This window comes from Streptomyces sp. NBC_00986, from assembly GCF_045162565.1.
Classification (GTDB): Bacteria; Actinomycetota; Actinomycetes; order Streptomycetales; family Streptomycetaceae; genus Streptomyces.
Genome location: NZ_CP108733.1, coordinates 11,358,294 through 11,383,149 on the forward strand (window position 1 = coordinate 11,358,294; position 24,856 = coordinate 11,383,149).

A 24,856-nucleotide genomic window follows, 5' to 3' on the forward strand; every position below is an offset into this window, starting at 1 on the left:
CGGCCCTGTTCCCGGGTGCGTAGCGGACGGCAGCCGGACGTGTGGCTGCCCGGGGACGGACAGGTCGGTGACAGAGCTGTGGTTGCCGGGATCAAGCCGATGTGAGGTCCCGTGGTGCGCGGCGCTCGTGGGAAGCTCGCGGCTGGTACGGCATCGCTCCGGGTGGAAGCCTGCCGGGGTCCGGTCCCGGTACGGGCAGGGCGGCGTCCGCCCGGAGCGACAGTTCGGTTCTCCGCAGGCGCGGGTGCGGCGGCTCCTGGAAGCCGGTGGAGATGCCGCAAGAGCATGACGGATCCTCAGGTACGTCAGTCCTTGCGGCATCGGGAACGGGTCACTCACTCACGGCAGGCTCAGCTGAAGACGAAGGGCCCGGGCGACTGGGCGGCGTTCGACGTACAGGTGACGGAGATGCCGAAGATGACCATCTTCAGTGAGCCCTTGTAGAAGTCCAGGCTGTCGCCGACGGCCACGGTGCCGGGAAGCGGACCGACGGTGACCGAGCCGCCTGCGGGTATGGCCGGGTTCACGGTGCCGCTGAACACCCGGTTGGCGCCGGTGGAGTTGGTCATGGTGAGCGTGGAGCTGATGGAGTTCGCCGACAGGGCGAGTGGCGTGGTGATGGCGGTGGAGCTGAGGGTGACGGTGGCTGAAGTACTGCTGACCTGGGTCGCGGTCAGCGTGGCTGCGCCGCCGCCGAAGATGCCGCAGGCGGCGGTGATGGTGGCGGAGCTCGGGGTGACGGCGGCGGACGCGGAGGGCGCGAAGGCCAGCGCCGTGGCGGCGATGACCCCGGTGGTGAGTGCCGCACCTGTGGCTAAGCGTTTCATGGGGATCGTGTTCCCTTCCCGTTGGTGGGAGTGCCATGTGTGGGATGGCGACCCCGGGCCGGGTGGGTGCGGGCACACTGCGGGGGATCGAATCTGACGGTCCGTCAAATCGTGCAGTTCCCATTGATACGCCGGCAGCACGGAACGGCATAGTTGAAATCTGGCCGACTGTGTACGAGAGGCCGCGGCTCGGATCAGCGACGTGGGTTGCCCGGCACGCCAAAGGTGTGCGGGAGGGGTTGACGCTTCGCGGGATCCGGACGAAGGAGGCGCTGTCGGTGCCGGAGGGGAGGTGGACGTCGGCGTCCCACAAGCGGTTCCGTGGTAGTCGACCTTCCAGCGCATCTCCGTGCGTGGGTCGGTGTAACTACCCTCCTTGAACATCAGGTTGAACGCCTCGACCAGAGCGGTGATGTCGATGCTCGGATCCAGCAGCCACTGCGGCTGGATGCCGTCGGACACGGCGAGCAGCAGCCGCGCCTTGGGCTCCGGATCGATGTCCTCGCGGATCTGCTTGTGCTGCCGGCCCTGCTCCAGGCCTTCCTGGATCCGCGCGCTCAGGTCCGTGTATCGCCGCTTGAAGAGAACGTGGGCGGGATGGGCCGGATCAGAGGCGGCGGCCGACATGGTCACGAACAAGCTCACGCCGCGGGTCCGGACGCGGATCGCCGACCCCCTGTTCCGGCCGGCAGCGCCGTCGTGGTCGGCGGCGGGTTCGCCCTGTTCGCGGGGGCCCGGTCGGACCTGGCCGAACTGGTCGTGGGCGGCTGTGTTCGGTCTTGATCGTCTGTCAGCGGTCGAGTTCGAGGTTCGTCAGGACGCGCAGGGCCCGGAGCAGGTCGGTGGCGCGGGCGGGGCTCGCCTCGATCACGCTTATGACCCGCAGGCTCACCCGGCCCGCCGCCCGGCCCAACGCATCCATGCCCCGATCCGCCGAACCCGTCCACGCTGCTTGAGGCGTCCCAGCATGACGCCGACCAAGCCTGGTGCCGGCATGTCTGCCTGGGTCATGACCCCAGATCCTCCGTCACGGTCAGGCACTCGGCGAGCAGGTCGACGACGTCGCGCCAGGCTCGCTGCGCGTGCCGCGGGTGGTAGCCGACGCCGGGGACCGTGGGGTGGTCGACCGGCGGATGGTGGAAGGCGTGCAATGCGCCGCCGTAGACCGTGAGGCGCCAGTCGACGCCCGCGGCCTGCATCTCAGCGGTGAACGCGTTTCGTTGCGCGGGCGGCATGATCGGGTCTTCCGACCCGACCCCGGCCCACACCGGGCAGCGAATGCGCGCTGCCTCGCCCGGTCGGCCCGTGGTCAGTGCGTTGACTGTCCCGATCGCGCGCAGGTTCACGCCGTCGCGCCCGAGTTCCAGCCCGACGGCGCCCCCGGTGCCGTAGCCGATAACGGCGATCCGGTCGGGGTCGGTCCGCGGTTCGGTGCGTAACACGTCGAGCGCTGCATGGCCGATGCTCCGCATCCGGTCGGGATCAGCGAGCAGTGGCATGCAACGGGCCAGCATCTCCTCGGGGTCGCTCAAATAGCGCCCGCCGTGGAGGTCGAAGGCCAGCGCTGTGTATCCCAGCTCGGCGAGAGCATCGGCCCGGCGGCGCTCGACGTCGCTGAGCCCTGTGCCCTCTGGTCCGAGCAGCACCGCAGGCCGGCGGTCCACACCGGCCGGGAGCGCGAGGTGCCCGATCATCGTCAGACCGTCGGCCGGGTACTCGACCGTACGCGTCGTAATCGCCGTCATGGGACTGGACTGTAGTGATCGTCGAGCCCGGTCCGTCCGCTGTTCTGCCGTTGGCAGAGCAGCTCGGGTCTCCCCCTGAAATACGACGAGGGCTCACAAGAACCGTCACAACCCTCGTCCCCACGGCAGCTGTCCATCCCGTTGCCCCTTTGACCCGTATCTCGGTCGGACCTCTCACCGGTTTGAAGGTGGGTTCTCAACCCGCCCCGGTGACCGGCCAGTCGGCTGCCCTCGAAGAAGGGACTGCTCGTGTGTGAAACCCTCTCCGGCAAGCCGTTCGTGCTGTTCGTGTGCGTGCACAACGCCGGACGCTCCCAGATGGCCGCCGCCTTCCTCACGCAGCTGTCCGCCGGCCGGGTGGAGGTCCGTTCGGCCGGGTCCGCCCCGGCCGGGACCGTCAACCCTGCGGTCATCGAGGCGATGGCGGAGGCCGGGATCGATCTCTCCGCCGAGGTGCCCAAGGTGCTGACCATCGCCCCATCCACAGCCTGATCGGCACCGGCGCCGTCCCTCTGCGCCCCGGGGCGATCGCGGCATACCGTGCGCTGCACGGCTGAGCCCTGGACGACGTTCCGGGCATCCGGCCGGCGTCGATGACGACCTTGCCGGTGTACCGCGGTACCAGTGACCAGCGCTCATTGTGACCTCTGGGTCCACGGGTCGCGCCGTAGCCGCTCCTAGCCTCGACAGCAGTGACCCGGCGGATGCCGGGCCGGACGGAAGCGGGGAGCGGCACCGTGATCGAAGTTCGTGAACTGACCAAGCGCTACGGGGACAGGACGGCGGTGGACGGCCTGAGTTTCACCGCGCCGCCGGGGCAGGTGACCGGGTTCCTGGGGCCGAACGGGGCGGGCAAGTCCACCACCATGCGGATGATTGTGGGCCTGGACGCGCCGACCAGCGGCACGGCCCTGGTCAACGGCAAGCCCTACGCCCAACACCGCGCCCCCTTGCAGGAGTTGGGGGTGTTGCTGGAAGCGAAGGCCGTACATCCGGGCCGGTCCGCGTTCAACCACCTCATGGCGTTGGCGTACACCCATGGCGTGCCGCGTCGACGGGTGGACGAGGTCATCGACCTCGCCGGACTGCATGCCGTGGCGCACAAGCGGGTCGGGGCGTTCTCGCTGGGGATGGGGCAGCGGCTGGGCATCGCCGCCGCGCTCCTCGGTGATCCGGCGGTCGTCATGCTCGACGAGCCGGTCAACGGGCTGGACCCCGAAGGCGTTCGCTGGGTACGGGAGTTGCTGCGCGGACTGGCCGCCGAGGGCCGCACGGTGATGCTGTCCTCGCATCTGATGAGCGAGATGGCGCAGACCGCTGACCGTCTGGTGGTCGTCGGCCGGGGGCGGCTGCTGGCCGAGACGACCGTCGACGCGCTGGTGGAGCAGTCGGAGGACAAGGGCGTGCGGGTGGCCACCGGCGAGCCCGCGCGACTGCGCTCCCTGCTGGCCGGCCCCGGCGTCACCGTCACCTCGACGGGCGCCGAGCGGCTGGTCGTCTCCGGCCTGGACACGCGGCGGATCGGGGAAGTGGCCGCCGAGCACCGGGTGCCGCTCTACGAACTGGTCACCGAGTCGGTGTCATTGGAGGAGGCGTTCATGCATCTGACCCAGGACGCGGTGGAGTACCAGAGCATCGACGCCGGGAGGGCCGCCTGATGACCGCCGACACCATTACTTCGCCTACGACCGCCCCGTCGTCGGTGCGTCCCTCGTACCGCGTTACCGGTCGGCGGGTGATCCGTTCGGAGTGGGCCAAGTTCTGGTCGCTGCGCTCCAGTTGGATCACGCTGGGGGTGGCCGTGCTGTTCCTGGTGGCCATCGGGGCGATCGCCGCCGCCCTCTACAGTCCGAGTGGCCCGCTGGGTGGCAAGGACGCGGCATCCGGTGCCGCGCTGACCCTGGCGCTGGCCGGCACCAACCTCGCGGCCCTGGCCATCGGTGCGTTGGGCGTCCTGCTGTCTGCGGGTGAGTACAGCACGGGGATGGTCCGCTCGACGTTCGCCGCCGTGCCGGGCCGGCTGCCTGTGCTGTGGGCGAAGTGCGCGGTCTACGGCCCGATCGCGTTCGTCACGTCCACCGTGGGCGCCCTGGTCTCGTTCCTGCTGGGGAGCGCCGCTCTGCACGGCGAGAAGATCGCGCTGTCCCTCGGGGACGCCGGGGTCTTCCGGTGCCTGGTGGGCGCGGGCGTGTACCTCGGCCTGGTCGGTGTGTACGGCGTGACGGTCGGCCTGCTCGTGCGCAACAACGCCGGGGGCATCGCGATCCTGGCCGGTGTGGTGCTCGTGCTGCCCGGTCTGACCGGGCTGTTGCCCAGTTCCCTGGGCGACACCGTCAGCCGGTATCTGCCCAGCAACGCGGGCCAGTCGGTGATGACCTTGCACGAGTCCAGCGACTCCCTGGTCAGTCCCGGAGCGGGGGTGACGGCGCTGCTCGTGTGGGCCGTACTGCTCCTGGCCGGTGCCGCCTACCGGCTGCGCCGCAGTGACGTCTGAGGTCGCGTCCGCGAGGATGGAGCCGATGGACGACAGGACGACGGCATCGTCGGCCCGGGCAGGGGCGATCGCGCCCTCGCCCGGGCCGCAAGGCGTCGGCCCCGGGGCGGACGCCGTCTGGGCGCACCCCTTGATGCGGCTGCTGCTGCGGGTGCTGGGTCGGCTGAGGGCGGCCGACCGGCGGCGCCCCTGGCTCCTCGACACCACGGTGGTCGTCCTGCTCGTCGCAGCCGCGCCGCCGGACCTGCTCGTGCACAGCCCGGGGCATCCGGTGTCGCGCCCGGTGGGGGCCGACCTGCCCGTCGGTGTGGTGCTGGGCATCGCGGCTGTGCTCGTCGTCCCGCTGTGGTGGCGCCGCCGCAATCCCGCCGCGGTTTTCGGTGTCTGCCTCGTGGTGTGCCCGGTCATGTGGTCGCTGGGGCTGGGGCCCGCGGCCGCGGCCGTGCTGCTGGTCGCCCTGTTCGACCTGGCTCTGCACGCTTCGCCGCGAGCGATCTGCCGGGCGCTGCCGGTGACCGTCGCGGGCTGGGTGCTGATCGTGGTCACCGTGATCCCGACGGCCAGTCCGGTGGCCTTCCTGGTCCTGTCCGTCGGTACCGGCGTCGGGGCCGTCGCCCTGGGCCTGACCTTCCGGATCAGCAGGCTGTACCTGTCCGCGCTGCGGGACCGCGCGGCGCGGCTGGAGGTCGAGCGAGACCAGCGCGTCCGGCTGACGGCGGCGGCGGAGCGCTCTCGGATCGCCCGCGAGATGCACGACATCGTCGGCCACAACCTGTCGGTCATGGTCAACCTCGCCGACGGCGCCGCCGTGCTCACCACCCGCGACCCCGCGAGGACCGAGCAGGCGCTTCATCTGATCGGCGACACCGGGCGGCAGGCGATGGACGAACTCCGGCGCGTGCTGGGGGTGTTGCGCGAGTCCCCGGAGACGGGGGACACCTTGCGGTCCCCGCAGCCGGGTGTCCGTGACCTGGAAACCCTGCTCGACCGGGTGCGCGCGGCCGGTCTGCCGGTGGCCTACCGCACCGTCGGCCCGGTCGACGCGCTGGGCCGCGGTGTGCAGCTCACGGTGTTCCGCGTGGTGCAGGAAGCCCTGACCAACACCCTCAAGCACGTCGGCCCGGGCGCCACGGCCGACGTCACGGTCGTGGTCGAGGACCGTCGGCTCCGCGTGCGGGTCACCGACACCGGTTCGCTCTCGCGGAGACCGTCCACGGCTCCCCGCCGGGACAGCGGGCACGGCCTGGTCGGCATCCGCCAGCGGGCCGCCCTCTACGACGGCACCGCGACCATCGGACCACGCGACGACGGCCGGGGATGGATCGTGGACGTCCTGCTGGATCCGTCCGCCTCGGCCACATCCGGAGAACCCACACCATGACCACCATCCTGATCGCCGACGACCAGCCGCTGCCCCGCATGGGCTTCCGGATGCTGCTGGACGGCTCGCCCGGCGTGAGCGTCGTCGGTGAGGCCGACAACGGGGCGCAGGCCGTCCGCATGGCGGCCGAACTGAGCCCCGACGTAGTTCTGATGGACGTACGGATGCCCGGTCTCGACGGCATCGAGGCGACCCGCCGCATCGTGGCGGCGGGCGGCCGCACCCGCGTGCTCATCCTGACCACCTTCGACCTCGACGAGTACGCCTACGCCGGCCTGCGCGCCGGAGCCGGCGGCTTCCTGCTCAAGGACGTCAAGCCGGCGGAACTCCTCGCCGGGATCCAGGCGGTGGCGACCGGCGACGCCGTCGTGTCCCCCCGGCTGACCCGCCGCCTTCTCGACGCCCACGCCCATGACGTCCTTGCGCCCGACGCCGGGCCTCGTACGGACCCGCGGCTGGCGACTCTCACCGAACGCGAGCACGAGGTGCTCGTGGCCATCGGTACGGGCTGGACGAACACCGAGATCGCCGAACGCTTCGTGCTGACCGAGTCCACGGTGAAGAAGCACGTGGGCCGGGTGCTGGCCAAGCTCGGTGCCCGCGACCGTATCCAGGCGGTGATCATCGCCTACGACGCGGGACTGGTCACTCCCCGGCAGTGAGCACCGCGACCTTTGGCGTCGGAGACACGGCAGTGTGCCGCCGGGGTGACTCGGCGGCACACTGCCGTGCGTCAGGCTTCCGGTCTCAGTTGGTCGACGTCGAGGCGGTGTGCCTCTTGAACAGCTTCAGCGGCACTCGGCTGATGATCGAGTCGAGGGAGGAGTCGTTCCGCCCGTCGGCCCAGGTGACGTAGGCGTACTTGTCGGTCAGCGTGATGCCCGACCAGCGGTCACCGGGAGGGCCCATCTCCCCGACCGGCTCGGTCACGTGGTTGACCTGCACCGGGTCGCCGAACGAGCGTCCGTGGTCGAACGAGACGACCGAGAACGCGTCGCCCGTCGTGGTCCGCCACATGACACCCAGGTCGCCGTTGGCGCCGAAGTCGATCGCCGGCCGCTGGGCGTCCGGCGTGGGGATCGTCGCCGGGCCGGTCCAGGTCCTGCCGGCGTCCGGGGTGACGTAGACGTCCAGGGTGGTGGAGTCCCGGGGGACCATGACGGCGAACCGGCCGCGGTGGGAGGTGTCGGCCGCCACCCATGGGACGGGGTCGGCGGCCGCGCCCAGTCCCGGCGTCGGCACCAGAGAACCGGTGCCCGCCGCGACAGGCGCCCCCTGGCCGTCCTTGACGGTCGTGTTCGTCCACGTCTTGCCGTCGTCACGGCTGACGTGGAAGTTCACCGGCTTGCCCGCCTCCTGGGATGCGGAGACGAGGATCCCGCCGTACACGGCGATCTCCCGCCCGGGATAGCCGCACACCAGCGGGATGCCCGGTGCCACCTCGATGCAGGGCATCGGCCCGGGGATCACCCGAGAGTCACTGCTGAAGGTCTTGCCGCCGTCCGCGCTGACGGAGACCGCGCTCGGGTACTCCCACGCCGCCCCGGCGACCGCGTAGACCTTGCCGGTCGCGGCGTCCACCCGCATCTTCGGGGCGCCGCCGAGGAGCAGCGGTGTGGAGACCGGGTCGGTCCAGGTCCGGCCGCCGTCCGTCGACTTCGCGACCTGGTTGTGGTTCACCAGGTTCGCGTCCAGGCCGGAGCTGACCTGGTTGTTGTCCACGTACGCGGTGCCCTTCGCGTCGAACTGCACGCTCGGCTCACCGCACTTGGGCGCCGCCGTGCCCAGCGGCCACGCCACCTGGGTCCAGGTGTCGCCCCTGTCGTTGGAGTAGGCGAGGAAACACCCGCCGTCGACCGGCTCCAGGCCCGGTGACGGCGGGAAGATCGTCGAGACGAACACCAGGTTCTTCGGGTTCCTCGGATTGACGGCGACCGTGGGCTGGCCCTCTTTGGTGGCCGGCATGTTGGTGACGTCGACTTCGTGAATGGCTGCGTTGCCTGCGCCGATCGGCGAGGCAACGGCCGCAGGTGTTCCATATACCAGGAACAGTGCGGAGAACGCCGCCGCGCTTAACGTCGCGGCAGAACTTCTGAACAGCACCATGTGATCCTCAATTTCCACGTCCGACAGAACAGAATTCTTTTGTTCTCTGCGCCACGGGACCGAAATCGATCGGACTGATATCGACCCCGCGGCCGCAGGCTCGGCCAACTCTCACGAACATCGCTCATGGACGCCTGTTTCCAGCCCGGTCCGCTGACGTCAGGTTCCCGCCCGCGATCCGATAGCCAATGACTCGGTCCATTGCCAAAGGGGAAAATCGACTGCGCCAGGCGTTAAACTGGCTTCTCTTCGCTTGGTTGTGATCCGGCCCGCTCAGGCTAGAGAGAGTCGCTGCCGTGCTCGTGGGACCACAGGAGACAATTGGCCCGGCGGAGTGGTACCGCAGTACCACTCCGCCGGGCGAATCCCGCATCTATGGGTAACTCGGCCGAATTTGACGGTAGAGATCGATGGGATCGCCGCCATTGACACAAGAGCGGATACGGGGTTGGCGGATTTGGCCCCTACCTGCGGTCACCATGGCCGTGTCGTCCGAGGCGGCGGACCCACCGGTCCGGCACCGCGTCGATCATGAACATCTTGGTGTCGAGCGTGTGGACCCGAGCCTCGGTGCCATGCCGTGCCCCATCGCCAACAGCCCTTGTGCGCCGAGGCAACACTGGACAACGGACGGCCGGCTCCGGCCTCCGTGGGCAGGCTCTCCGGCGGACGACGGACAGCTCGAAACCCTGTCCATGATGTGATCTCGCACGCCCACGGTCCCGTCGGCAGCTGCTGTGCGGGCCGCCCAAGGGAGACGTCCAGAGGCCCCTCCACACGACCAGCCTGCACGCCCGCGACACCAGGCGCCTGCCGGCGTACCGACGACGGCTGCTCCGGCCGGCCTCCTGGTCGGCCCGACCCAGGCCGGCGCCTGCGGCGGCTGAGTGCTCGCTCCGGGAAGCCGTTCCTTACGGTCGAACGCTGCCACTGTGCTCCGCGCAACCCCGTGTATCCGGCCGAACTGTACGTGCTTTGTTGCCATCTCTTGGCCCCTGAGCTGTCCGTACTGCCCGTGCTCGCTACATCTGAACGAGGTGCATTCGGAGGAGGGGGCTCTCATGGTGCTGTCGATCAATCTCGCGGTCCTTCTGGCGGTCATCATCGTGCTGCGGCTTCGTCGCCGTACTGAGGCGAGGAAGCGGACCGATGAACAACTGACCGTGCTCATCGTGTTGGTGTTCGGCGTACTGGTCGCCCCGACCGCCTTCGGCCAGGGAATCCTGAACGTGGTGGGGCAGCTCGCCGACGGCATTACCCAGTCGGGCCGCTGACGCTCCACAGCCGCGGCCGTAACCGACTCCAGGGGCGTGAAAACGACGGCTCCTTCCACTGCACGGGTGCGGGCGGGGCGCTGTCGGGCTGACAAGGAACGTCCTGGCGGCGCTCTGCAGCGCTGTAGAGACGGGCGAGCCGGAGGGCCGCGATTGCTTCGTCGACCCGTCTGGCAGGAGGCGTTGGTACGTGGAGACGGCTGATTCGGCTAGGGCGATTGCCTCGTCGAGGTTGTTGTCTTCCGCCTTGGCTCGCCCGAGCGGGGCCCAGGTGCGGGCACAGTGGTCGTCCACCTCTTCCATGATCAGCTCGGCGGCGGCGTAGTGGGCGCGGGATCGTGCCCAATGGGGGTCGTCTGCAGGACGAGCGGGGCGGAGTTGCCCCGGCCATGGGCCTCCATATCAGCGGTGGTTCAGGGGGCATCCGCGCTCGACGCCGCCGGCGTCGGTATCGGCCCGCGTGCGCGGTACTCAGGCCATCCCGCGAGGTTCGTCATTCGTGGCGAACAGGGCTGCGGCTTCGTCGAGTTCGGAGAGCGCTGACGTGTACTCGCCGTGGTGGCGGCTGATAACGGCCTGTTCCCGCAGTGTCCAGGCCAGGGCGCGTTCCAAGGTGAGGGAGCGGAAGATGTCTTCGGCGGCCGCCAGGTTGCGTGTGCTCTCCCTCAGCAGGCCCTGTTGGCGCCAGAGGATACCCAAGTTGCCCAGAGCACCGCTCAGTCCGTAGTCGTCGCCCACGCTACGGAAGAGATGGACCGATTCCGTGAAGCAGCGTTCGGCGCCTTGCAGGTCGACTCCCTCCTTGCGGAACGCCTCTCCCATGGTGCGGGGCCGGCAGCCGGATCGGTGGACACGCATACGCACGGGTTGTGGCCGCACGCCTGTACGCCAGGGCCGGATGTGCACAAATCGGTTACGGCGTCGCTGGGTTCGCTATCCTGATGCCCAGTCAGATCGCAGAGGGCGAGTTCGCCCGGCTTTACCATCGGGGGATGGCGTGAGTACCGCATTCGTGCCGCAACAGCCGCACCAACCACAGCAGCCCCGGGCCACCACGCCGCCCGACGCCGCCACTCCGTCGTACGCCACCGAGTCGACCCGGCTCCTGTGCGCGGGCACCTATCTCGACCCGCTCTACCGCGACCGCGTGATCGACGAGCTGTATGTCAACGAACAGCGGATCGTGGCGCCTTCGTCCGGTTTCGACGCCGCCCGCGTCCTCGCGCACGCCCTGCGTGCCCGGCGTCTGGACCTGGCCTGGTCCGGGGCGATCGTCGGTCTGTGGGTGGTCGGAATGCTGGTCACCGACTCCTGGTTGCTCCTCTTCCTGCTGCCCAGCCTCATGCTGGCCATGGCGAGCCGGGTCAGGGGACATGCCGAGCGGCCGTCGCTGCTGCGCCGCTGGTTCGCCTTCTACCTGCGGTGGTCGGGCCGATTCTTCCTTCTCGGCATCCTGGCTGTGACGCTCGCCGACGCCTTTTCCGGCAAGTCCGCCGCTCCCTCCTCGTCCGCCGGGACGACGACGTACGACTCCGAGGGCTACCCGACGCAGAGCGCGCCGTCGATCAGTAATCCGGCGCTCGGTTTCCTGGGCCGCTTCTTCGGCGCGAACTCGTCCTCGGACGGGCCCGGCGCCCTGCGCGCGTGGCTGACCATCCTCGTCCTGGTGCTCGTCGTCGCGAGCATCACCGCACAGCGCAGCCAGGTCACCAGGGCGCTGGGCGCGGAGCTGTCCCGCAAGGGCTTCGCCGACGCCGTCGCCGACCCCGCCTACCGCGGCGGCAGCGGTCGTTCCCAGCGGCTGGCCGGGCTGATCCGGACCGAACAGCACGCGCCGCTGATCATGTACCAGGAGGCCCACCCCTTCTGCGGCGCGGGCACCCCCCACGACACCTGGGTCCTCGCCGTCGAACTGCGGCCCGACGGTATGAAGACACAGCGCCCGATCGGCAACCGCTCGGTCCTGGAGACGATCCGGCCCCTGCTCGAACAGCTGCGGGAGTCCTCGGAGTTCGCGCAGTACCCGGTGCGCGACCGGTTGCGCCGCCTGGAGATCGACGAGTGCGTGTTCCTGCCGGTCGAGGGGCTGCGGCGGCGCGAGATGGCCCCCTACGGCGACGAGGTCTTCGCGAAGCACCGGGAGCGCGCGGTCGAGGAGGGCGCCGAGAAGCGACGGCACTTCCTGCGGGTACGGGTCGGCGGCTGGGACGAGGAGCTGGTCGTCACGGTCTTCGTGCGCATTCACACCCAGGGCCGCATGCTCATGCTGGAGATCGCCCCGCACGTCCTGCAACCGGTCCGCGAGGACTTCAAGGACGCCGACCGGGTCGCCCACCGATTCCGGCACAACCACCTGATCGGCAAGGCCGCCGCGACGGTGCCGCAGGTGCCGCGCGCCATCGTGACCGCCGTCGTCACGCTGGGCCGGACCGCGGCGTACGGCTGGCGGCTGCTCACCGGCGGCTACGCGGGCGCGCTGCCGGAGGGCCCCGCGCTGTCGGTACGCGAACTCGGCTCGGCGCCCTCGGGTTCGCTGTTCCAGGAGATGGACGTGGACCGGTACTTGAGGAGCGTGCAGGACCGGATCTCGCACGGCGTGCGCATCGCGCTGGCCGAAGCCGGTTACCAGACCGGCGAGTTCGTCCAGAAGATCGTCAACATCAGCAACGGCGGCGTGAACATCGACTCCGTCGAGGGCTCCAACTTCGCCATCGGCGACCGGGCCTCCGCCAGTACGACCACCGGCGGCCCCGTGCCGCAGAAGGGACCGGACACCCCATGACCACCTCGGACGCGAACGAGCCGCGCGTCACGATCGGCGACGTGCACGGCAGCAACTTCGCCATCGGGCACCAAGCGCACGCGGAGACCCACCAGCACACGGCGCCCGCCCGTGACGAGGCCACGGAGGAACTCCTCGCAGCGGTACGGGAGTTGAGGGCCGACCTGCGGCGGGTGCGGTCCGACGAGGCGACCGTGGCGCTGGATGCGGAACTCGCGGACACGGAGGCGGAGATCACCAGCACGGGCACGGCGGGCCGCACCCGCCGCGAGCGGCTCCGCGAACTCCTCACGGACTCACAGGCGTTGCTGACGGTGCTTGCGTCCGCCGGGTCGGTGGCGGCGATGGTCGGCCTGTGAGCGGATGACGAACTCGACGGTAGGCAAGGGCAGTTGAACGGGGGAGGAGCAGCCCGTGAGGGGTGGGGGACAGCCGTACTGGAACGAGGACACGCAGGACTGGGAGGACGGTGACGGCGGGGCGTCCGCGGGCCGGGCATCCGAGCCGCCTCCGGTCCGCCCGGCGCGCGATCCGGTCGTGGAGCTGGACCGTGGACCTGGCACGGCCGGGCAATCGGTCACCGATCCGGACTCGCTGGACGGTGCGTATCCGTCTGCCCGTCGTCCGGCGCCCGAGTGGGGCGGACGCCCTCACCGCACGTGGTGGGCGGCGGGTGCCGGGGCCCTGGTGGCCGCCGTCGTCGTGACCCTCGTGACGGTCCAGCTGACGTCGGGCTCACGGAACCCCCATGACGACAAGAGCGGTCAGGAGACGGCGGTGCGGAGTGGATCACCGTCGACCGAGGACACCACGACGGCCTCCGGGGCGCCGTCCGCCACGGACTCACCCTTGGCCGACGCCACCGATGTTCCCGCCGGCTACCGGGTGGTCCACGACACCGCGGGCTTCACGATCGCCGTACCCGACGGCTGGCAGCGCGACGAGCGCACGAACGGCGTCTTCTACACGATCGACGGCGACCGGGACCTGCTCCAGATCTACGAGGTCGCCAACCCGACCGGCACTCCGTACGAAGCGCTCCAGTCCACGTCGAACAACCGGAGCAACGAGGAGCCGGGTTACGAGCAGCTGAGCCTGGAGGACGTCACGGCGTCGACGACCGCGCCGGGCCAGGACGCGGCGGAACTCGTCTACGCCTACGACAACAAGACGCTGAACCAGCGCAGACAGGTGGTGGATTACGCCTTCACGGCGCCCAACGGCACGCAGTACGCGGTCCTGGTGGCGGGTTCGGCGGACGAATGGCCGTTGCAGAAGGACAGGTTGAGCGTGGCCCTGGCCCACTTCGAGGCGGACTAGCCGGATATGCGGTCGTCCGGCCTGATCTGCGCGGTATTTCTTGCGAGTTGGGCCCTGTTCGCGGCGCGCACGCACTATGGGCAGGGCCCAACTTCCGTTTCGTCGCCCCGGGTTGAGCCGGTTGCCGCGACCGCGTCCCACAGTGCGCAGTGGTGGGCGGCGGTGAAGTCACCGGTCGGGCGCGGGCCGTCGGCCGACGCGGTCTGAAGGGCCGTCACCTCGCCTGGTCGGACGCGCTGGTCGGCACGCCTGTGCGACGACGTCGACGTGGACGTCACCCCCATCGACCGGGACCCCGCGGTCGGCGAGTGGCTGGTCTCGCTCTTCCGCGACCACGGAGAGATGACCACCGTCCACCTCGCCCTGCACGTCATGGCACGCGGTATTTTCCTGGCGGAAACGGCAGTCGCCGCGCTTACGCGCGACGTCCGCGCCGCCGGGCATCCGTCACCTGACATCCTCGTCGACGTAATGGACCCGGACCCCCGGTTCGCACTGGGCAAGATCTCGGTGGAGGGCACCCACATCCAGTCTGCCGACGCGCAAGGCGTCTTCGCCGAAGCAGCCGACGGTGTGCAGACCTACCTGGCCTACCTGGGCTGGATCGTGTGGCCCACACACCCGACCCACGGACTCGGTGTCCGTCCCAGCAACACCTCAGGAGAGGCGGAATGGGTCTGCTCCGGCGGACACGTTCCACGGCCCATCTGCCGAAACCTGCGGTAAAGCCGTGAGACCGTAGCTCATTTTGATCTATCGGCAGTGGGGGCTGGAGGGCCGTCCCGTAATCGATCTACGGAACGTGCGCTGGTCTGCTCGTGGTGAGGGTGCGCGGACAGGACTGTGCAGGCCGGTGGTGCCGGGAATTCAGTTCTGGTTGACGGGCCAGACTGCCGCCGGATCGCAATGGGCCGGGCACGCCAGCAGGTAGACCTCGTTGCCGAGGAACAGCCCGTAAGTGTCAGCTCCAACGCTGTAGGGCTGCTCTGGTTGGCCAGGATGGACGGCGAATTCCATGCCTTCCGGAACCTGGCAGAGGTACTCCAGATCCGCTCCGCACACGCACTCGTAGTACTCAGGATCCTGCGCCCAGGACGGTGAGCCGCCCACCTTGAACGACTGGGCTCCCAGCCCGCGCGGGCTGGGGGTGTCCACGAAGGGCTGAAGCCTCAGCGGCAGTGCACATACCGACGGCTCGGGCTCCGCAGTCGGAAACACCGCGTGTTGCTGGAGGAGGACGCGCCAGAACGGACGCGGGTAGGGCAACTGCGGAGCGTCCCAGTACTCGGGCACGAGCCGGCCATCAGCAAACTCGGGTTCGGACGCGTCGTTGTGCGCACGGCAGTGGAAGACGAGTAGATGATCTCCACCAAAAGGCCCTAGGTCCAAAGGCACGTCGAGCTGGAAGAACAGGGCCATCCGCTCCCCGCAGAAGCATGAAGGCCATTCCTCTGGGTTGTCGAGGAATGGCCAGCCGCCAACGGAGTTCCGCGCCGGTCGATCCAGCGGCCCGGATCCGACCTCGATCGCGTGAGCAGGCAGTGTCGCCCGCGTCTTCCCTGCATCTCGTCCGGCCATCCGCTCACCCTAAGGGCTGCCCGGTGACTGCTGATCGTGGGTGAGGAGGTGTCGTTCCGTGGTCACGTGAGCCCCAGGGCTTCGGCGCAGTTGTATGACGTTCTGTTCGTGATCAGCCGAGGCCGAGGAGTACGAGGGGACGGTGAGGGCCCCGGGCGTTGCGGCGGAGGCTCGCCGCGATCTTCTTCACTCCGGCCGTGCGGAGGGCTCCGATGGCGAGGTTGCGCCAGATGGCCTTGGCACGGGGCGCGTTGCCGGTCCGCAGCTGGGAGGCGTCCTCGGCGACGGTGGTGTCGCGGACGTGGTGCAGGACCTCGATGTTCCGCCGCCCACCCCCACATCCTCCGCAGGCATCCCTTGGAATCGATCATCCAGTGCCCGGTGTGCCTCGGCCCCTCGGAAGCGTGGCACGGGGCCCCCTTCCCATCGACACCCTGATCGACGGCCCGAGGGACATCGTCATCTCGCCCGGCACCCCTGATGTCCACACCTTCTGCCTGCGCAAAATCGGCGTCAGACACCTCACGGACGGCGACCGGGGCGACCTCCTCATCCCCGTGGACAACCGCGACTCACGGCACCGACGCAGGATTCATCGGGCAGAGGCGACATCCCAACGGCATGATCATCTGCACATCCCGCACCGTCGGCCGCCCGGCGGACCGCTTCTTCCCCTTCGCCCCATCACCCAGAGGGAGTTGCTCCGTGTCCAGCACATCGGATGCCCCCGGGCTGGGAAGTTGAGCCCTGAGCGCCGTGCGCAGCCGACCGCGCGCTCGGTCTGGAGCGGGCACGGGAGGACGGCCGCCATGGGGAGTGTGGAGGATGTGGTCCGGGCGGCGGTCCGGCCCCAGGGCGCGGGCTGAGCGTCGCGCAGGTCGAGGACAAGGTCGCGGAAGCGGAGCGGCGGACGCGGGAGACCTGTGTTCCAGGGACGGTTCCGCAGCTTCCGGCCATGGGGCTGCCCTCGCTGGCGCGGGGGCGACGGGGTATCCGGGCCGGCGATGGGATCCGGCCCACCCCCGGATGACGGGAGTGGGCCGGACCGTGGCAGTGCTCTGCGGGTCAGCGGACCGTGGTGACCCGGTGCTCCTTCAGCGCGGCGCAGTTGGAGCCCGTCACGTAGACGTACACGTTGTCGATGTGGCCGCCCCAGTCGACGCAGTGGGCCTTGCCCTGGACGTAGGCCGGTCCGGCGTACGACGTGTACGCGCCCTCGTCCTGGGCGTACTCGCCGGTGTCGGGGACGTAGACCCACGCGCCCATGTCGCGCGCGGTGCCAGGGTTGGTGCGGATGGTCGCGACGCAGTTCTTGCCGTTGGAGGCGTTGTAGGTCAGGTAGACCGTGCCCTGCGTGCCGACGGGCGCGGAGTTGACGGTCTTGTAGCTGCTTCCGCAGACCTTCTGCGCGGTGGTGTTCGGTGCTGCGGAGGCGGGGCCGGCCAGAACGGTCGTCGCGCCGAATGCCAGGGCCGCCATCGCGGTACCGGCGAGAATGGAATGATTGAATCGCATATTTCCCCCTTATGGTCTTAGGAGTGTCTTGCTCCTGACAGGTCAGACACGCGCCGGTCGCCCAGGGTTGTGACCTCGCACCGGCTTGATCCGGCCGAGTTGACCGGGCGAGCCGGGAACACGGCCGGGTGGCCGTGACCTCGGTGGGCAAGGAGGTTGCGGCGGCGCCCAGGCCCGCCGTCCGCGCACCGGGTCGCTCCGTGCCGTCACCGCCGCGGTCTTCGCCCGAGGACATCGAAAGCCGAGAACGCCAGGCTGCGGCCCGGGTGACCTGTGGCCGCCCGCGTCCGACGTCCCGACATCGCGGATCCGCCCGACAGCACGGCAACGCGTGGACGTCGGCGCGTTCTTGCCGCAACCCCTCGGCGCGATATGTGTCCAAGCTCGGGATTTAACCCGTAGGAGCCTTGGGCGTGTGGCTCGCACACTGGTGGAATCAGTTCGGTCTCCACGCACCACCGGTTCCGGGATCCCCGGAGCACGAAGTACGACTTCCTCACGTCGGTTCTCGTGTGCTGCCCCGGCCCGCGGACTGCTCGCACACCTGGACGCCCGCACCGTGCCGGGCCCGTCCTTGCTGGTGAGGGTCCGCCGCCACCGGTATCGTGGGCGGCCGCCTCTGCTGTTGCCGACCGAGATCCAGGGCATCCTGGACGGCTGCGCGATGCCGGACACCTCGCTCGGCGAGTGGACCGGGAACCTCCGTGACCGGTTGCTGTTCGCCCTTCTCGCGGAGACCGGGATGAGGCTGGGCGAGGCCCTGGGCCTGCGGATCGGTGACTTCGTCATGGGCCGCGGTGACACCCCCTATATCGAGATCGTTCCGCGCGAGGACAACGAGAACGGGGCGAGGGTGAAGATGATGCGCCCTCGCCGGGTCTATGTCGGCACCGACCTGGAGAAGCTGTTCGCCGACTACCTGACCCATCTCGCCTGCCGGGCCGCCGAGTTGGGTGAGGAGATTGGTACGCACTCGCCGCTACTGGTGAACCTGACCCGGCCGCCGCTGCTGGCCGCAGTGCGGGAAGGAACGGTGCGGGACAGGACCGCCGCCCTCCGCAAGAAGAAGATCGGCCCCGGCTGGTGGACGCCGCACTGGTTCCGCCACAGCCACGCGACCGCGCTGTTGCTGGCCGGGACGCCGGAGTGGGTGGTCTCTCGCCGCCTCGGACACGCACAGGTCCAGACCACGATCGACCTCTATGGCTGGGTCCGGGAGGACGAGGCCCTGCGGGCCGCGGCGAACTGGAAGTCGTACATCTCCCCCTGGCAGGTGACCGATGGCCGGTGAACATCGGCATCTGCACAAGGTCGGTGACCTGGACCCGTTCTGGCATCTGTGGTTGAAACTGCCCGAGCCCTGGAAGGGGCCGGTCATCGGCGACGGCATCGAGGACTGGGACAGGATCACCGAGAACGGCGACCGACGCATCGACCTGCGGGGCCTGCCCGACCTGATCTCCGCCGAACTGGCCTGGATGGCGCACTGGCAGGCTCAGGACGGGACCCGCTCTGCGGTGCTGGGCACCAACCAGTTGGCCAACATCCTTCGCCGGGCTCTTCGCGAGAACCACGCTTTCCCGTCCTCGATCCGCACGATGGACTGGGAGACGGCCAGCGCTCTGCAGCGGTGGTTTTATGCCACCCGCTGGGGCCGGCTTCCGCCGCACGGCAGCATCGCCCGACTGCGGGTGATGCTGCCGATTCTCCCGTCTGGCCCTGCTTGCCCGATGCTCCATCGAGCCGTGGTGGACGCTGGACGAGTGGTACCCGAGATGCGACCCGCGCATCCCGCTGGCGGAGCACGAACCCCAGGCCCACTACGGCTGTTCACCCTCCAAGATCACCCACGAGTGGCTGCGGGAAGCGGTGAAATGGTGGCTCGGCACCCAGCTGGAAGCAGGTGTCCTGCGCTGGTCCACGGTGAGCCAGGAACGGATGCGCTGCCTGGTCCGCTTCGACCGGTGGCTGTCGACCTTCGCCGATCCGCTGGACGTCCTGGGCGATCCCGCCCATGCGGTCCAGACGGCCGCCGCCTTCCGCCGCTGGGACGCCGACCCCGCCAACCGCCTCCTGCGCGAGAACGAGCAACGGCATGCCCAGCGTCCCGTTGCCGCCCGTGAGCTCAACGATGACCTGCGGGCCGTCGCCGAGCTGTTCGCGTTCGTCGCGGCCAACCCCGCCGAGGCCCGCCAGGTCCTCGGCGCCCACCCGTGGTCGAGGGCCACGGACGTGCACGCGGCCGGGTGGTTCCGTCAGGTCTCCCGCATTCCGCACCAGCGGGACCTCAACGACGAGCACTACGTCGACGACCACGCGCTCGCCCAGATTCCCGCCGCCCTGCCCTTGCTCGGGCTTGGCCGCGACGAGCACATGCTGGTCACTCGGGGCGACGGACAGCAGACGACGGCTCGCGGTTTCGACGACCCGCAGGCCATGCGCATGATCCTGCTGCAGATCCTCACCGGTCGGCGGGCCAGCGAGATCCGCACCTGCCTGTTCGACTGCCTCTCCCCGGTCCCCGACCGGGTCCTCGACGCGGTCGAGGACGAGGAGATCGCCCGGTTCCACTACGCACAGAGCAAGATCGATATCGCGCCGGACAACATCCTTGTCGATCTCGAGGTCGTCGCGGTCATCGAGGAACAGCGGAAGTGGGTCCGTGATCACTTCCCCGGCATCGCCCCGCGTCACCTGTTCATGCAGAGGACCGGCAACCGCCAGGGCGACAAGCCCTACCCGTCGGGCACCTACAGCTGGATGCTCCGCGAGTTCAGCAAGATCGTGAAGATCACCGACAGCAAGGGCAAGGCCGTCGGCTTGAGTCATACCCACCGCTTCCGTCACACCAAGCTGACCCGGCTCGCCGAACTCGGCCTGCCCGTCCACGTGTTGATGCGCTACGCCGGACACACCACCCCGTCGATGTCGATGCACTACGTCGCGGCCCGCCAGGAACACGCCGAGCAGGCGTTCCTGGCCACCGCCAAACTCAGGGCCGACGGCACCCACGTCGTCTTCTCCCGCAACGACCACGACAGCCTCCACCTGTTCAACCGTGCCGACCGATTCCTGCCCCACGGCTGGTGCATGCTGCCGCCGATGCAGTCCTGCGACAAAGGAAACGCCTGCCTGACCTGCTCAGTCTTCGTGACCGACTCATCCCACAAGGCGGCGCTGGAACGGCAGTTGACCGAGACCACCGCACTGATCGACCGCTCCACCACCGCCTTCCAGGAACGACACGGCCGCCCGATGCCCGAAGACAACGTCTGGCTCCTGCAGCGGCGAGCCGAGCACGCCGCCCGCGAGAAGCTGCTGGACACCATCGGCTCACAGCCCGGCCGGGCGGTCCAGGGCGCCGGCTGCGGCACCGCCCCCGCAGGCCCCGTCCCGATCAGTCTCGATCTCGACCGTCACCGAAGGACTCGGCCATGACCGACGCCCGCACCAAACGCACCCAGACCCTCACCGCCGCCGCGAAGGCGAAGTCGCAAGCCAAGACGAAGGCCGCCGAACAGGCGATCCGCGCGCTCATCAAGCGCGGCGAGCCGATCACCTTCCAAGGCGTTCAGCGCGAGGCAGGCGTCTCGCATGCCTTCCTCTATAACCACCCCGACCTGCGAGGACGCATTGAACGCCTGCGGTCCCAAGCCCGCCCTGTTCCTGCACCGGCCGCCCCCGCCGACGCGGAAAGCACCCTCGTTCTCGCTCTGACCAGCCAGATCACGCGCCTGAAGAAGCAGCACCGAGAAGAAGTACAGGCCCTGCGGGACGCGCTGGAGCAGGCCCATGGCGAGAACCTCGACCTACGACGCGAACTCGCCCGCCGAGGCCTGCCACAGGCGGCCATTGCCGAAACGAAGTAGCGGCCGGTCAGCACCATGCCGCAGGATCAACCTCGTGGAGACAGTGGTGCAGTGGGTTCGCACGTCTTGGACCAAACAATCCCGCGGCGGGCTCGAAGCCGCGCGTCGGAACGCGACCCCGACGGCCTTTCCGTTGCCGCTCGGCTCGCCGCCCTTCATGCACGAGGTCCGGATGCACGAAGCCGAAGACTTCCAGCCCCGGTCTGTGACGCACGACAGCATGCCCAACTCCAGCACGGACGCCGGCGTGCTCTTGCGGGAAGCCGACGGACTGCTGCGGGTTCAGTTGGTCGCGACGCCATTCGGCATGCCGCGCAGATGGCGGCGTCCCCCGGCCGTTCGCCTCGCCCGTGGAGAATGGCTCCGCTGGCAGGTCAACTACCGCTTTACCGGCTCACACGGCGGCGAATGGACCTACCGTCTCGACACGCTCAACATCGTCCATGGACCGGCACGGACCGACCTCTTCCTCGGCGTCCCCACTCGCCACGTCAATGAACTTGCCAGCCTGCGCTGACACCACCTGGCAGCAATCTCATCAACGTTCTGAAGTGCAAGAATGCCACATCAATAGCTGAAACCGTTGATAACGGTGGGGCCGGCGATCACCAAATTCTCGGCGCGGCCGATCCACTCCAGGGTGATCAGGGAGTTCTGGGTGGGCTCGGGGATGGTGGAGTCCTCGGCTCGCCAGGAGCCCAGGGTCTTGCCGGTGGGGAAGTTCGCCGAGTGGCGACGAAGACGCCGGGTGGCGGCGTCGCGGCCGGTGACCTCCTCGGATATCAGCAGCCGCAGCACCTCGGCGGGGTCCCAGCGTTGGGCTCGGGCGGTGGCCAGGACGTCCGGGGCCGCTTTGCGCATGTAGGGCAGGCGCATGTGGCGCATGAGCTTGTCGAGCTCCTCGGGCAGGGCCGGGGCCTGGGGGAACGTCATGGTCGTCAATTCCTTCGTCGGTCAGGATTGGCGCCGATAGGCTCGACGGGTGATCGATATGCAGGTGCGCGGTGACAGCGGCGACGTCATAGCCCGGGCCGAGGGCGGGGTGGAGTGGACTTCCGCTTTCGGTGATCTGAATCCGGGGCTGTTCCCGATGCTCTGGGGCCTGATTCCCTATGGGGATGCGGTCTTCAACCATCGGCAGGTGTCGCTGCTGCTGGCGGAACTCGACCGGCTCCCGGCTGCTTGCGGCGGTGACTGGGTCGGGCAGGCTCGCGAGTTGTGCCAGGTCGTCGAGCAGGGGTCACACCGTTATCTGTGGTTTGTCGGCGACTGACCGCAGAGTCGTGCGTCAACTTCCTTGAAGTCGTTGCCTACTGGCCCAGGGCTTGCCAGCCGATGGTTCCGTTCTGGACGGAGTGGGACTCGTCGGCGCGGACGACCTCGCCGGCAGGCTTGCTGTCGGCGATGTGTCCCAGGATCGAGAGCAGGTCGTCGTCGGCGAAGCGCCCGGCCGTGGCCGCCAGACCGAGGGCCTGGTCGACTTTGTCGTTGCCCAGGACGGTGGCCAGCTCAACCGCGCGGGCCATCTTGGCGCGGATGCGGACCCGCGCCGGCGGGGCCGGCTTCCTTGAGCCAGCGCCCGGCCCCGGCGCCGATGCCCATGAACGCGATCTCCGCTTCCGAGCGGGGCTGCAGCCTCGGTTGGTGGATGCTGCGGCCGTCGGGATGGTCGGGACAGTGCGCGTCGATGATCTGTGGAACACCCGGGGTGGAAAGCTGGTGGCGCCAAATCTCCGACAGGTCACCGGAGTTGGTGCGGGCGGTGATGGACAGTTCCTCGCCGACCACCCGGCACCACACCTTGGCACCGGTATAGCCCGGCGGGGTCGAGTAGCGCACCGAGTTGAAGCTGATGGTGCGGTCCGAGCCGACCAGTCTCTCCTCGCCCAGTGCGAGCGCGAGCGGCTCGATGGGCAGGACATGCAGTGTGGTGCGTTCGATGTCCAGACGGTCGACGGGTATCTGCCCGGTCGCCCGGTGACGGCGCGAGTTCACCGCATCGCACCAGGTCAGGCAGGCATCGGCGAGCTCGGTCAAGGTGTCGTAGGCGGCCAGCAGGTTCGCATCTGTGGGCACCAGGTCGGCCTTCGCGATGCGGACTGCAGCCTCCGCGCCGCCCTTCGATTCGGGATCGTAGGGCACGCAACTGACCACCTGGCAGCCGTAATGCCGGCCCGCGGCGACCATCTGCGGATGACGTACCGGGATCCCGGCGATGTGCTCGACGGTGACCGTCTTCGCGTTGTCGGTCAGTACATACGTCGGCGCCCCGCCGATCCGCCTGAGCGTGGTGTCCAGGCAGGCCACCAAAGTGCCCAGCGTGCAGTCCCAGACCGGGATCACCACCCGGAACCGCGACCAGGACAGCCATGCGCAGAACAGCCAGGTCCGACGCCCCGCGATGCGCGGCCCCTCGCCCCAGTCGAACTGCAGCCACCGGCCCGGCTCGGGAATCCACGGGCGGTACGTTCGTCGCTTGCCCGCCTTCCACGCGGTCTTTGCCGTGTTCACCGCCCGCCTCGTCGAGCGTTCGCTGCCCCGGTAGCCCATCTTCACGAGCTTGTCGTGGACCACATCGGCGCGGATCGTCGCCTTCGACTGCTCGACCCACTCCTCGACCTTCTCCAGGAACGCGTCGATCATCTTCGGCCGCGGCTCTCGCTCATAGGGATTGCGCCCGCCGTTGCGGGCCTCGGCATACCGCCTGACCGTCTTCGGGTCGTGCCCCGTCAAGGTCGCCGCGGACCAGACCGTCCCGGTCAGGTCGTACGCCCCAACGATTTCCATGATCTCCGTGTCAGACTTCGTCACAGGACCTCTCCGGCCGGTAGCTGATGCGTGCAAACACCAGCAAACGGTCGGAGGGGTCTCCGCCAGTTAAGGAAGTGATCAGGAACACCACTGGTCAGACGGCCATCCACCTGGAATTCCGGTGGCCATCAGCCTGGACTCGGCTGGCCGCACAACTGGACTTTGCAACGGCCGCCGTCAATGCGCGAAGAGACCGAAGCGAGGGCCTCGGCGGGCGGATGCCACCCCACGGCCGGTCCACCAGCAGGCCCACCGGACCGGGCTCCACGGAGTGTCCGGCCACGCGCAACTCCAGCGGGCCCAGCAGTTGAGAGTCCGTTATCCCAACCGGTCTGCTCGGTCCACTTCATCACCTGGGGTGCGGATTCATCACGGCAGGCACCTACAGGGCGGACAAGGTTTCCACAAGGTCGCGACAAGGTCGGTATTCCACGATCCGTGCACGCACCGCCGAGGGGCCGGCCCGAGACGTGTTCTCCGCCGGAAGGATCACTCACGGGAAAGGACCATGAATGAACGTCACAACACGCACAGTCCGCAGGACTCTGAGCGCGACCGTCGTCGCCGCCACGGTGGCGGCTCTGGGCCTGTTGGCACCGACTTCGGCCGAAGCCGCCGCGAGTGACTGCCCTTCCGGCAGCCTGTGCGTCTGGGACCAAATCAACTACACGGGAAACCGCTGCAGTTGGAGCAACGCCGACAGCGACTGGACCAGCGGGACCGTGACGTGTTCATGGGCCGACGACCGCAACGTCAAGTCGGTCTACAACCACGGGACTTCTTCCTCGTACGAGGGGGTCGGCCTCTATTCCGGAGCGGGTTACTCGGGGTATCTCGGCTGCATAGGACAGGGCGTGAAGGGCCCTGGCGTCAGCGGCGGCCCCGGCCTCAAGGTGCTGTCCCACAAGTGGCTCGCCAGCTGCTGAGTCCGGACGCCGGAGAAGGTGAGCACGGCACGGGCCGAGCGCCCGGTGGGGCCGTCAAGGGGGAGCGGCCCCACCGTCGCCGATGCGGATCATGACGACCACGGGCGCCCGGCCGAAGCTCCCCGGCCGCCTCACCGTCCACAGCGGCACGGGGGACCGAGGGCGACCAGCAGCAGGACGGCAGCTCGCGCCTCTGAGCTTGTCCTACCGTTCCAGCGCGGGCCCACG

24 protein-coding genes and 2 pseudogenes are annotated in these 24,856 nt (G+C 69.0%); 17 read left to right on the plus strand and 9 right to left on the minus strand.

Annotated elements, in window-relative coordinates:
* Positions 1-350 precede the first annotated feature (350 nt).
* Positions 351-827 carry a hypothetical protein gene (locus OG504_RS51260; RefSeq protein ID WP_405996047.1) on the minus strand — a complete coding sequence of 159 codons (477 nt, stop codon included), beginning with the start codon at positions 825-827 and terminating at the stop codon, positions 351-353.
* 321 nt (positions 828-1,148) lie between these two features.
* Between OG504_RS51260 and OG504_RS51265 the strand changes: the two genes are divergently transcribed.
* Positions 1,149-1,610, plus strand: coding sequence for a hypothetical protein (locus OG504_RS51265; protein WP_405996048.1), 462 nt, complete (start codon positions 1,149-1,151; stop codon positions 1,608-1,610).
* Positions 1,611-1,617: 7 nt separating this feature from the next.
* Here OG504_RS51265 and OG504_RS51270 read toward each other — a convergent pair whose 3' ends face one another.
* Complete coding sequence (locus OG504_RS51270; protein WP_405996049.1) at positions 1,618-1,749, minus strand: hypothetical protein; 132 nt, start codon at positions 1,747-1,749, stop codon at positions 1,618-1,620.
* Between the two features lie 85 nt (positions 1,750-1,834).
* Positions 1,835-2,572: a dienelactone hydrolase family protein gene (locus OG504_RS51275; protein ID WP_405996050.1), complete on the minus strand. Its 738-nt coding sequence runs from the start codon at positions 2,570-2,572 to the stop codon at positions 1,835-1,837.
* A gap of 249 nt (positions 2,573-2,821) precedes the next feature.
* Between OG504_RS51275 and OG504_RS51280 the strand changes: the two are divergent.
* From OG504_RS51280 to OG504_RS51300, 5 genes and pseudogenes are all read left to right on the plus strand, one after another.
* Positions 2,822-3,043 (plus strand): annotated as a pseudogene (locus OG504_RS51280) (phosphotyrosine protein phosphatase); the annotation flags it as partial.
* Between the two features lie 266 nt (positions 3,044-3,309).
* Positions 3,310-4,230 (plus strand): ABC transporter ATP-binding protein, encoded by a 921-nt coding sequence (locus tag OG504_RS51285; RefSeq protein WP_405996051.1) that lies wholly within the window; start codon positions 3,310-3,312, stop codon positions 4,228-4,230.
* Positions 4,230-5,066, plus strand: a complete 837-nt coding sequence (locus OG504_RS51290; RefSeq protein WP_405996052.1) for an ABC transporter permease — start codon at positions 4,230-4,232, stop codon at positions 5,064-5,066. The genes OG504_RS51285 and OG504_RS51290 overlap by 1 nt, the downstream gene beginning before the upstream one ends.
* Positions 5,067-5,091: 25 nt before the next feature.
* The gene (locus tag OG504_RS51295) at positions 5,092-6,447 is read left to right on the plus strand and encodes a sensor histidine kinase (RefSeq protein ID WP_405996053.1); all 1,356 of its coding nucleotides are present in this window, start codon (positions 5,092-5,094) and stop codon (positions 6,445-6,447) included.
* Positions 6,444-7,109 carry a response regulator gene (locus OG504_RS51300; protein ID WP_405996054.1) on the plus strand — a complete coding sequence of 222 codons (666 nt, stop codon included), beginning with the start codon at positions 6,444-6,446 and terminating at the stop codon, positions 7,107-7,109. Before OG504_RS51295 ends, OG504_RS51300 begins: the two co-directional genes overlap by 4 nt.
* A gap of 85 nt (positions 7,110-7,194) precedes the next feature.
* On the opposite strand, the gene OG504_RS51305 is transcribed toward OG504_RS51300, so the two are convergent.
* Positions 7,195-8,412, minus strand: coding sequence for a sialidase family protein (locus OG504_RS51305; protein ID WP_405996055.1), 1,218 nt, complete (start codon positions 8,410-8,412; stop codon positions 7,195-7,197).
* A 1,202-nt stretch (positions 8,413-9,614) separates the two neighbouring features.
* Here OG504_RS51305 and OG504_RS51310 point away from each other — a divergent pair.
* Positions 9,615-9,827 carry a hypothetical protein gene (locus tag OG504_RS51310; RefSeq protein ID WP_405996056.1) on the plus strand — a complete coding sequence of 71 codons (213 nt, stop codon included), beginning with the start codon at positions 9,615-9,617 and terminating at the stop codon, positions 9,825-9,827.
* Between the two features lie 471 nt (positions 9,828-10,298).
* On the opposite strand, the gene OG504_RS51315 is transcribed toward OG504_RS51310, so the two are convergent.
* Complete coding sequence (locus OG504_RS51315) at positions 10,299-10,685, minus strand: tetratricopeptide repeat protein (protein ID WP_405996057.1); 387 nt, start codon at positions 10,683-10,685, stop codon at positions 10,299-10,301.
* A gap of 139 nt (positions 10,686-10,824) precedes the next feature.
* On the opposite strand from OG504_RS51315, the gene OG504_RS51320 reads away from it, so the two are divergent.
* The 4 genes from OG504_RS51320 (at position 10,825) to OG504_RS51335 (ending at position 14,655) form a co-directional block, all read left to right on the plus strand.
* Positions 10,825-12,609 (plus strand): hypothetical protein, encoded by a 1,785-nt coding sequence (locus OG504_RS51320; protein ID WP_405996058.1) that lies wholly within the window; start codon positions 10,825-10,827, stop codon positions 12,607-12,609.
* The gene (locus OG504_RS51325; RefSeq protein WP_405996059.1) at positions 12,606-12,968 is read left to right on the plus strand and encodes a hypothetical protein; all 363 of its coding nucleotides are present in this window, start codon (positions 12,606-12,608) and stop codon (positions 12,966-12,968) included. Before OG504_RS51320 ends, OG504_RS51325 begins: the two co-directional genes overlap by 4 nt.
* Positions 12,969-13,023: 55 nt before the next feature.
* On the plus strand, positions 13,024-13,929 hold the full coding sequence (locus OG504_RS51330; RefSeq protein WP_405996060.1) for a hypothetical protein: 906 nt from the start codon (positions 13,024-13,026) through the stop codon (positions 13,927-13,929).
* A 267-nt stretch (positions 13,930-14,196) separates the two neighbouring features.
* Positions 14,197-14,655: a hypothetical protein gene (locus OG504_RS51335; protein ID WP_405996061.1), complete on the plus strand. Its 459-nt coding sequence runs from the start codon at positions 14,197-14,199 to the stop codon at positions 14,653-14,655.
* 141 nt (positions 14,656-14,796) lie between these two features.
* Here the strand turns inward: OG504_RS51335 and OG504_RS51340 are convergent, their stop codons facing one another.
* Together OG504_RS51340 and OG504_RS51345 are read right to left on the minus strand one after the other, a co-directional pair.
* Entirely contained in the window at positions 14,797-15,348 is a 552-nt protein-coding gene (locus OG504_RS51340) for a hypothetical protein (RefSeq protein WP_405996062.1), read from the minus strand.
* A 1,224-nt stretch (positions 15,349-16,572) separates the two neighbouring features.
* The gene (locus OG504_RS51345) at positions 16,573-17,022 is read right to left on the minus strand and encodes a spore-associated protein (protein WP_405996063.1); all 450 of its coding nucleotides are present in this window, start codon (positions 17,020-17,022) and stop codon (positions 16,573-16,575) included.
* A gap of 625 nt (positions 17,023-17,647) precedes the next feature.
* On the opposite strand from OG504_RS51345, the gene OG504_RS51350 reads away from it, so the two are divergent.
* From OG504_RS51350 to OG504_RS51365, 4 genes are all read left to right on the plus strand, one after another.
* Positions 17,648-18,313, plus strand: coding sequence for a tyrosine-type recombinase/integrase (locus tag OG504_RS51350; RefSeq protein ID WP_405996064.1), 666 nt, complete (start codon positions 17,648-17,650; stop codon positions 18,311-18,313).
* Between the two features lie 578 nt (positions 18,314-18,891).
* Positions 18,892-20,460 (plus strand): tyrosine-type recombinase/integrase, encoded by a 1,569-nt coding sequence (locus OG504_RS51355; RefSeq protein WP_405996065.1) that lies wholly within the window; start codon positions 18,892-18,894, stop codon positions 20,458-20,460.
* On the plus strand, positions 20,457-20,891 hold the full coding sequence (locus tag OG504_RS51360; RefSeq protein WP_405996066.1) for a DUF6262 family protein: 435 nt from the start codon (positions 20,457-20,459) through the stop codon (positions 20,889-20,891). Before OG504_RS51355 ends, OG504_RS51360 begins: the two co-directional genes overlap by 4 nt.
* 34 nt (positions 20,892-20,925) lie before the next feature.
* Positions 20,926-21,408, plus strand: coding sequence for a hypothetical protein (locus tag OG504_RS51365; protein WP_405996067.1), 483 nt, complete (start codon positions 20,926-20,928; stop codon positions 21,406-21,408).
* A gap of 50 nt (positions 21,409-21,458) precedes the next feature.
* Here OG504_RS51365 and OG504_RS51370 read toward each other — a convergent pair whose 3' ends face one another.
* Positions 21,459-21,824, minus strand: coding sequence for an ATP-binding protein (locus tag OG504_RS51370; RefSeq protein ID WP_405996068.1), 366 nt, complete (start codon positions 21,822-21,824; stop codon positions 21,459-21,461).
* Between the two features lie 58 nt (positions 21,825-21,882).
* Here OG504_RS51370 and OG504_RS51375 point away from each other — a divergent pair, with 58 nt between their 5' ends.
* Positions 21,883-22,164 carry a hypothetical protein gene (locus OG504_RS51375; RefSeq protein WP_331754393.1) on the plus strand — a complete coding sequence of 94 codons (282 nt, stop codon included), beginning with the start codon at positions 21,883-21,885 and terminating at the stop codon, positions 22,162-22,164.
* 37 nt (positions 22,165-22,201) lie between these two features.
* On the opposite strand, the pseudogene istA reads toward OG504_RS51375, so the two are convergent.
* Positions 22,202-23,678: pseudogene (gene istA / locus OG504_RS51380) on the minus strand (IS21 family transposase).
* A 536-nt stretch (positions 23,679-24,214) separates the two neighbouring features.
* Here istA and OG504_RS51385 point away from each other — a divergent pair.
* Entirely contained in the window at positions 24,215-24,628 is a 414-nt protein-coding gene (locus tag OG504_RS51385) for a peptidase inhibitor family I36 protein (protein ID WP_405996069.1), read from the plus strand.
* Positions 24,629-24,856 lie beyond the last annotated feature (228 nt).

Excerpts from the sequence above, each read along its gene's own strand:
- OG504_RS51315 (WP_405996057.1), bottom strand. The coding sequence starts at position 10,685 with ATGCGTGTCCACCGATCCGGCTGCCGGCCCCGCACCATGGGAGAGGCG.
- OG504_RS51375 (WP_331754393.1), top strand. The coding sequence starts at position 21,883 with ATGCAGGTGCGCGGTGACAGCGGCGACGTCATAGCCCGGGCCGAGGGC.
- OG504_RS51340 (WP_405996062.1), bottom strand. The coding sequence starts at position 15,348 with ATGGCCCTGTTCTTCCAGCTCGACGTGCCTTTGGACCTAGGGCCTTTT.
- OG504_RS51300 (WP_405996054.1), top strand. The coding sequence starts at position 6,444 with ATGACCACCATCCTGATCGCCGACGACCAGCCGCTGCCCCGCATGGGC.
- OG504_RS51325 (WP_405996059.1), top strand. The coding sequence starts at position 12,606 with ATGACCACCTCGGACGCGAACGAGCCGCGCGTCACGATCGGCGACGTG.
- OG504_RS51385 (WP_405996069.1), top strand. The coding sequence starts at position 24,215 with ATGAACGTCACAACACGCACAGTCCGCAGGACTCTGAGCGCGACCGTC.
- OG504_RS51270 (WP_405996049.1), bottom strand. The coding sequence starts at position 1,749 with ATGGATGCGTTGGGCCGGGCGGCGGGCCGGGTGAGCCTGCGGGTCATA.
- OG504_RS51275 (WP_405996050.1), bottom strand. The coding sequence starts at position 2,572 with ATGACGGCGATTACGACGCGTACGGTCGAGTACCCGGCCGACGGTCTG.
- OG504_RS51295 (WP_405996053.1), top strand. The coding sequence starts at position 5,092 with ATGGACGACAGGACGACGGCATCGTCGGCCCGGGCAGGGGCGATCGCG.
- OG504_RS51260 (WP_405996047.1), bottom strand. The coding sequence starts at position 827 with ATGAAACGCTTAGCCACAGGTGCGGCACTCACCACCGGGGTCATCGCC.
- OG504_RS51305 (WP_405996055.1), bottom strand. The coding sequence starts at position 8,412 with ATGCCGGCCACCAAAGAGGGCCAGCCCACGGTCGCCGTCAATCCGAGG.
- OG504_RS51310 (WP_405996056.1), top strand. The coding sequence starts at position 9,615 with ATGGTGCTGTCGATCAATCTCGCGGTCCTTCTGGCGGTCATCATCGTG.
- OG504_RS51345 (WP_405996063.1), bottom strand. The coding sequence starts at position 17,022 with ATGCGATTCAATCATTCCATTCTCGCCGGTACCGCGATGGCGGCCCTG.
- OG504_RS51360 (WP_405996066.1), top strand. The coding sequence starts at position 20,457 with ATGACCGACGCCCGCACCAAACGCACCCAGACCCTCACCGCCGCCGCG.
- OG504_RS51290 (WP_405996052.1), top strand. The coding sequence starts at position 4,230 with ATGACCGCCGACACCATTACTTCGCCTACGACCGCCCCGTCGTCGGTG.
- OG504_RS51370 (WP_405996068.1), bottom strand. The coding sequence starts at position 21,824 with ATGACGTTCCCCCAGGCCCCGGCCCTGCCCGAGGAGCTCGACAAGCTC.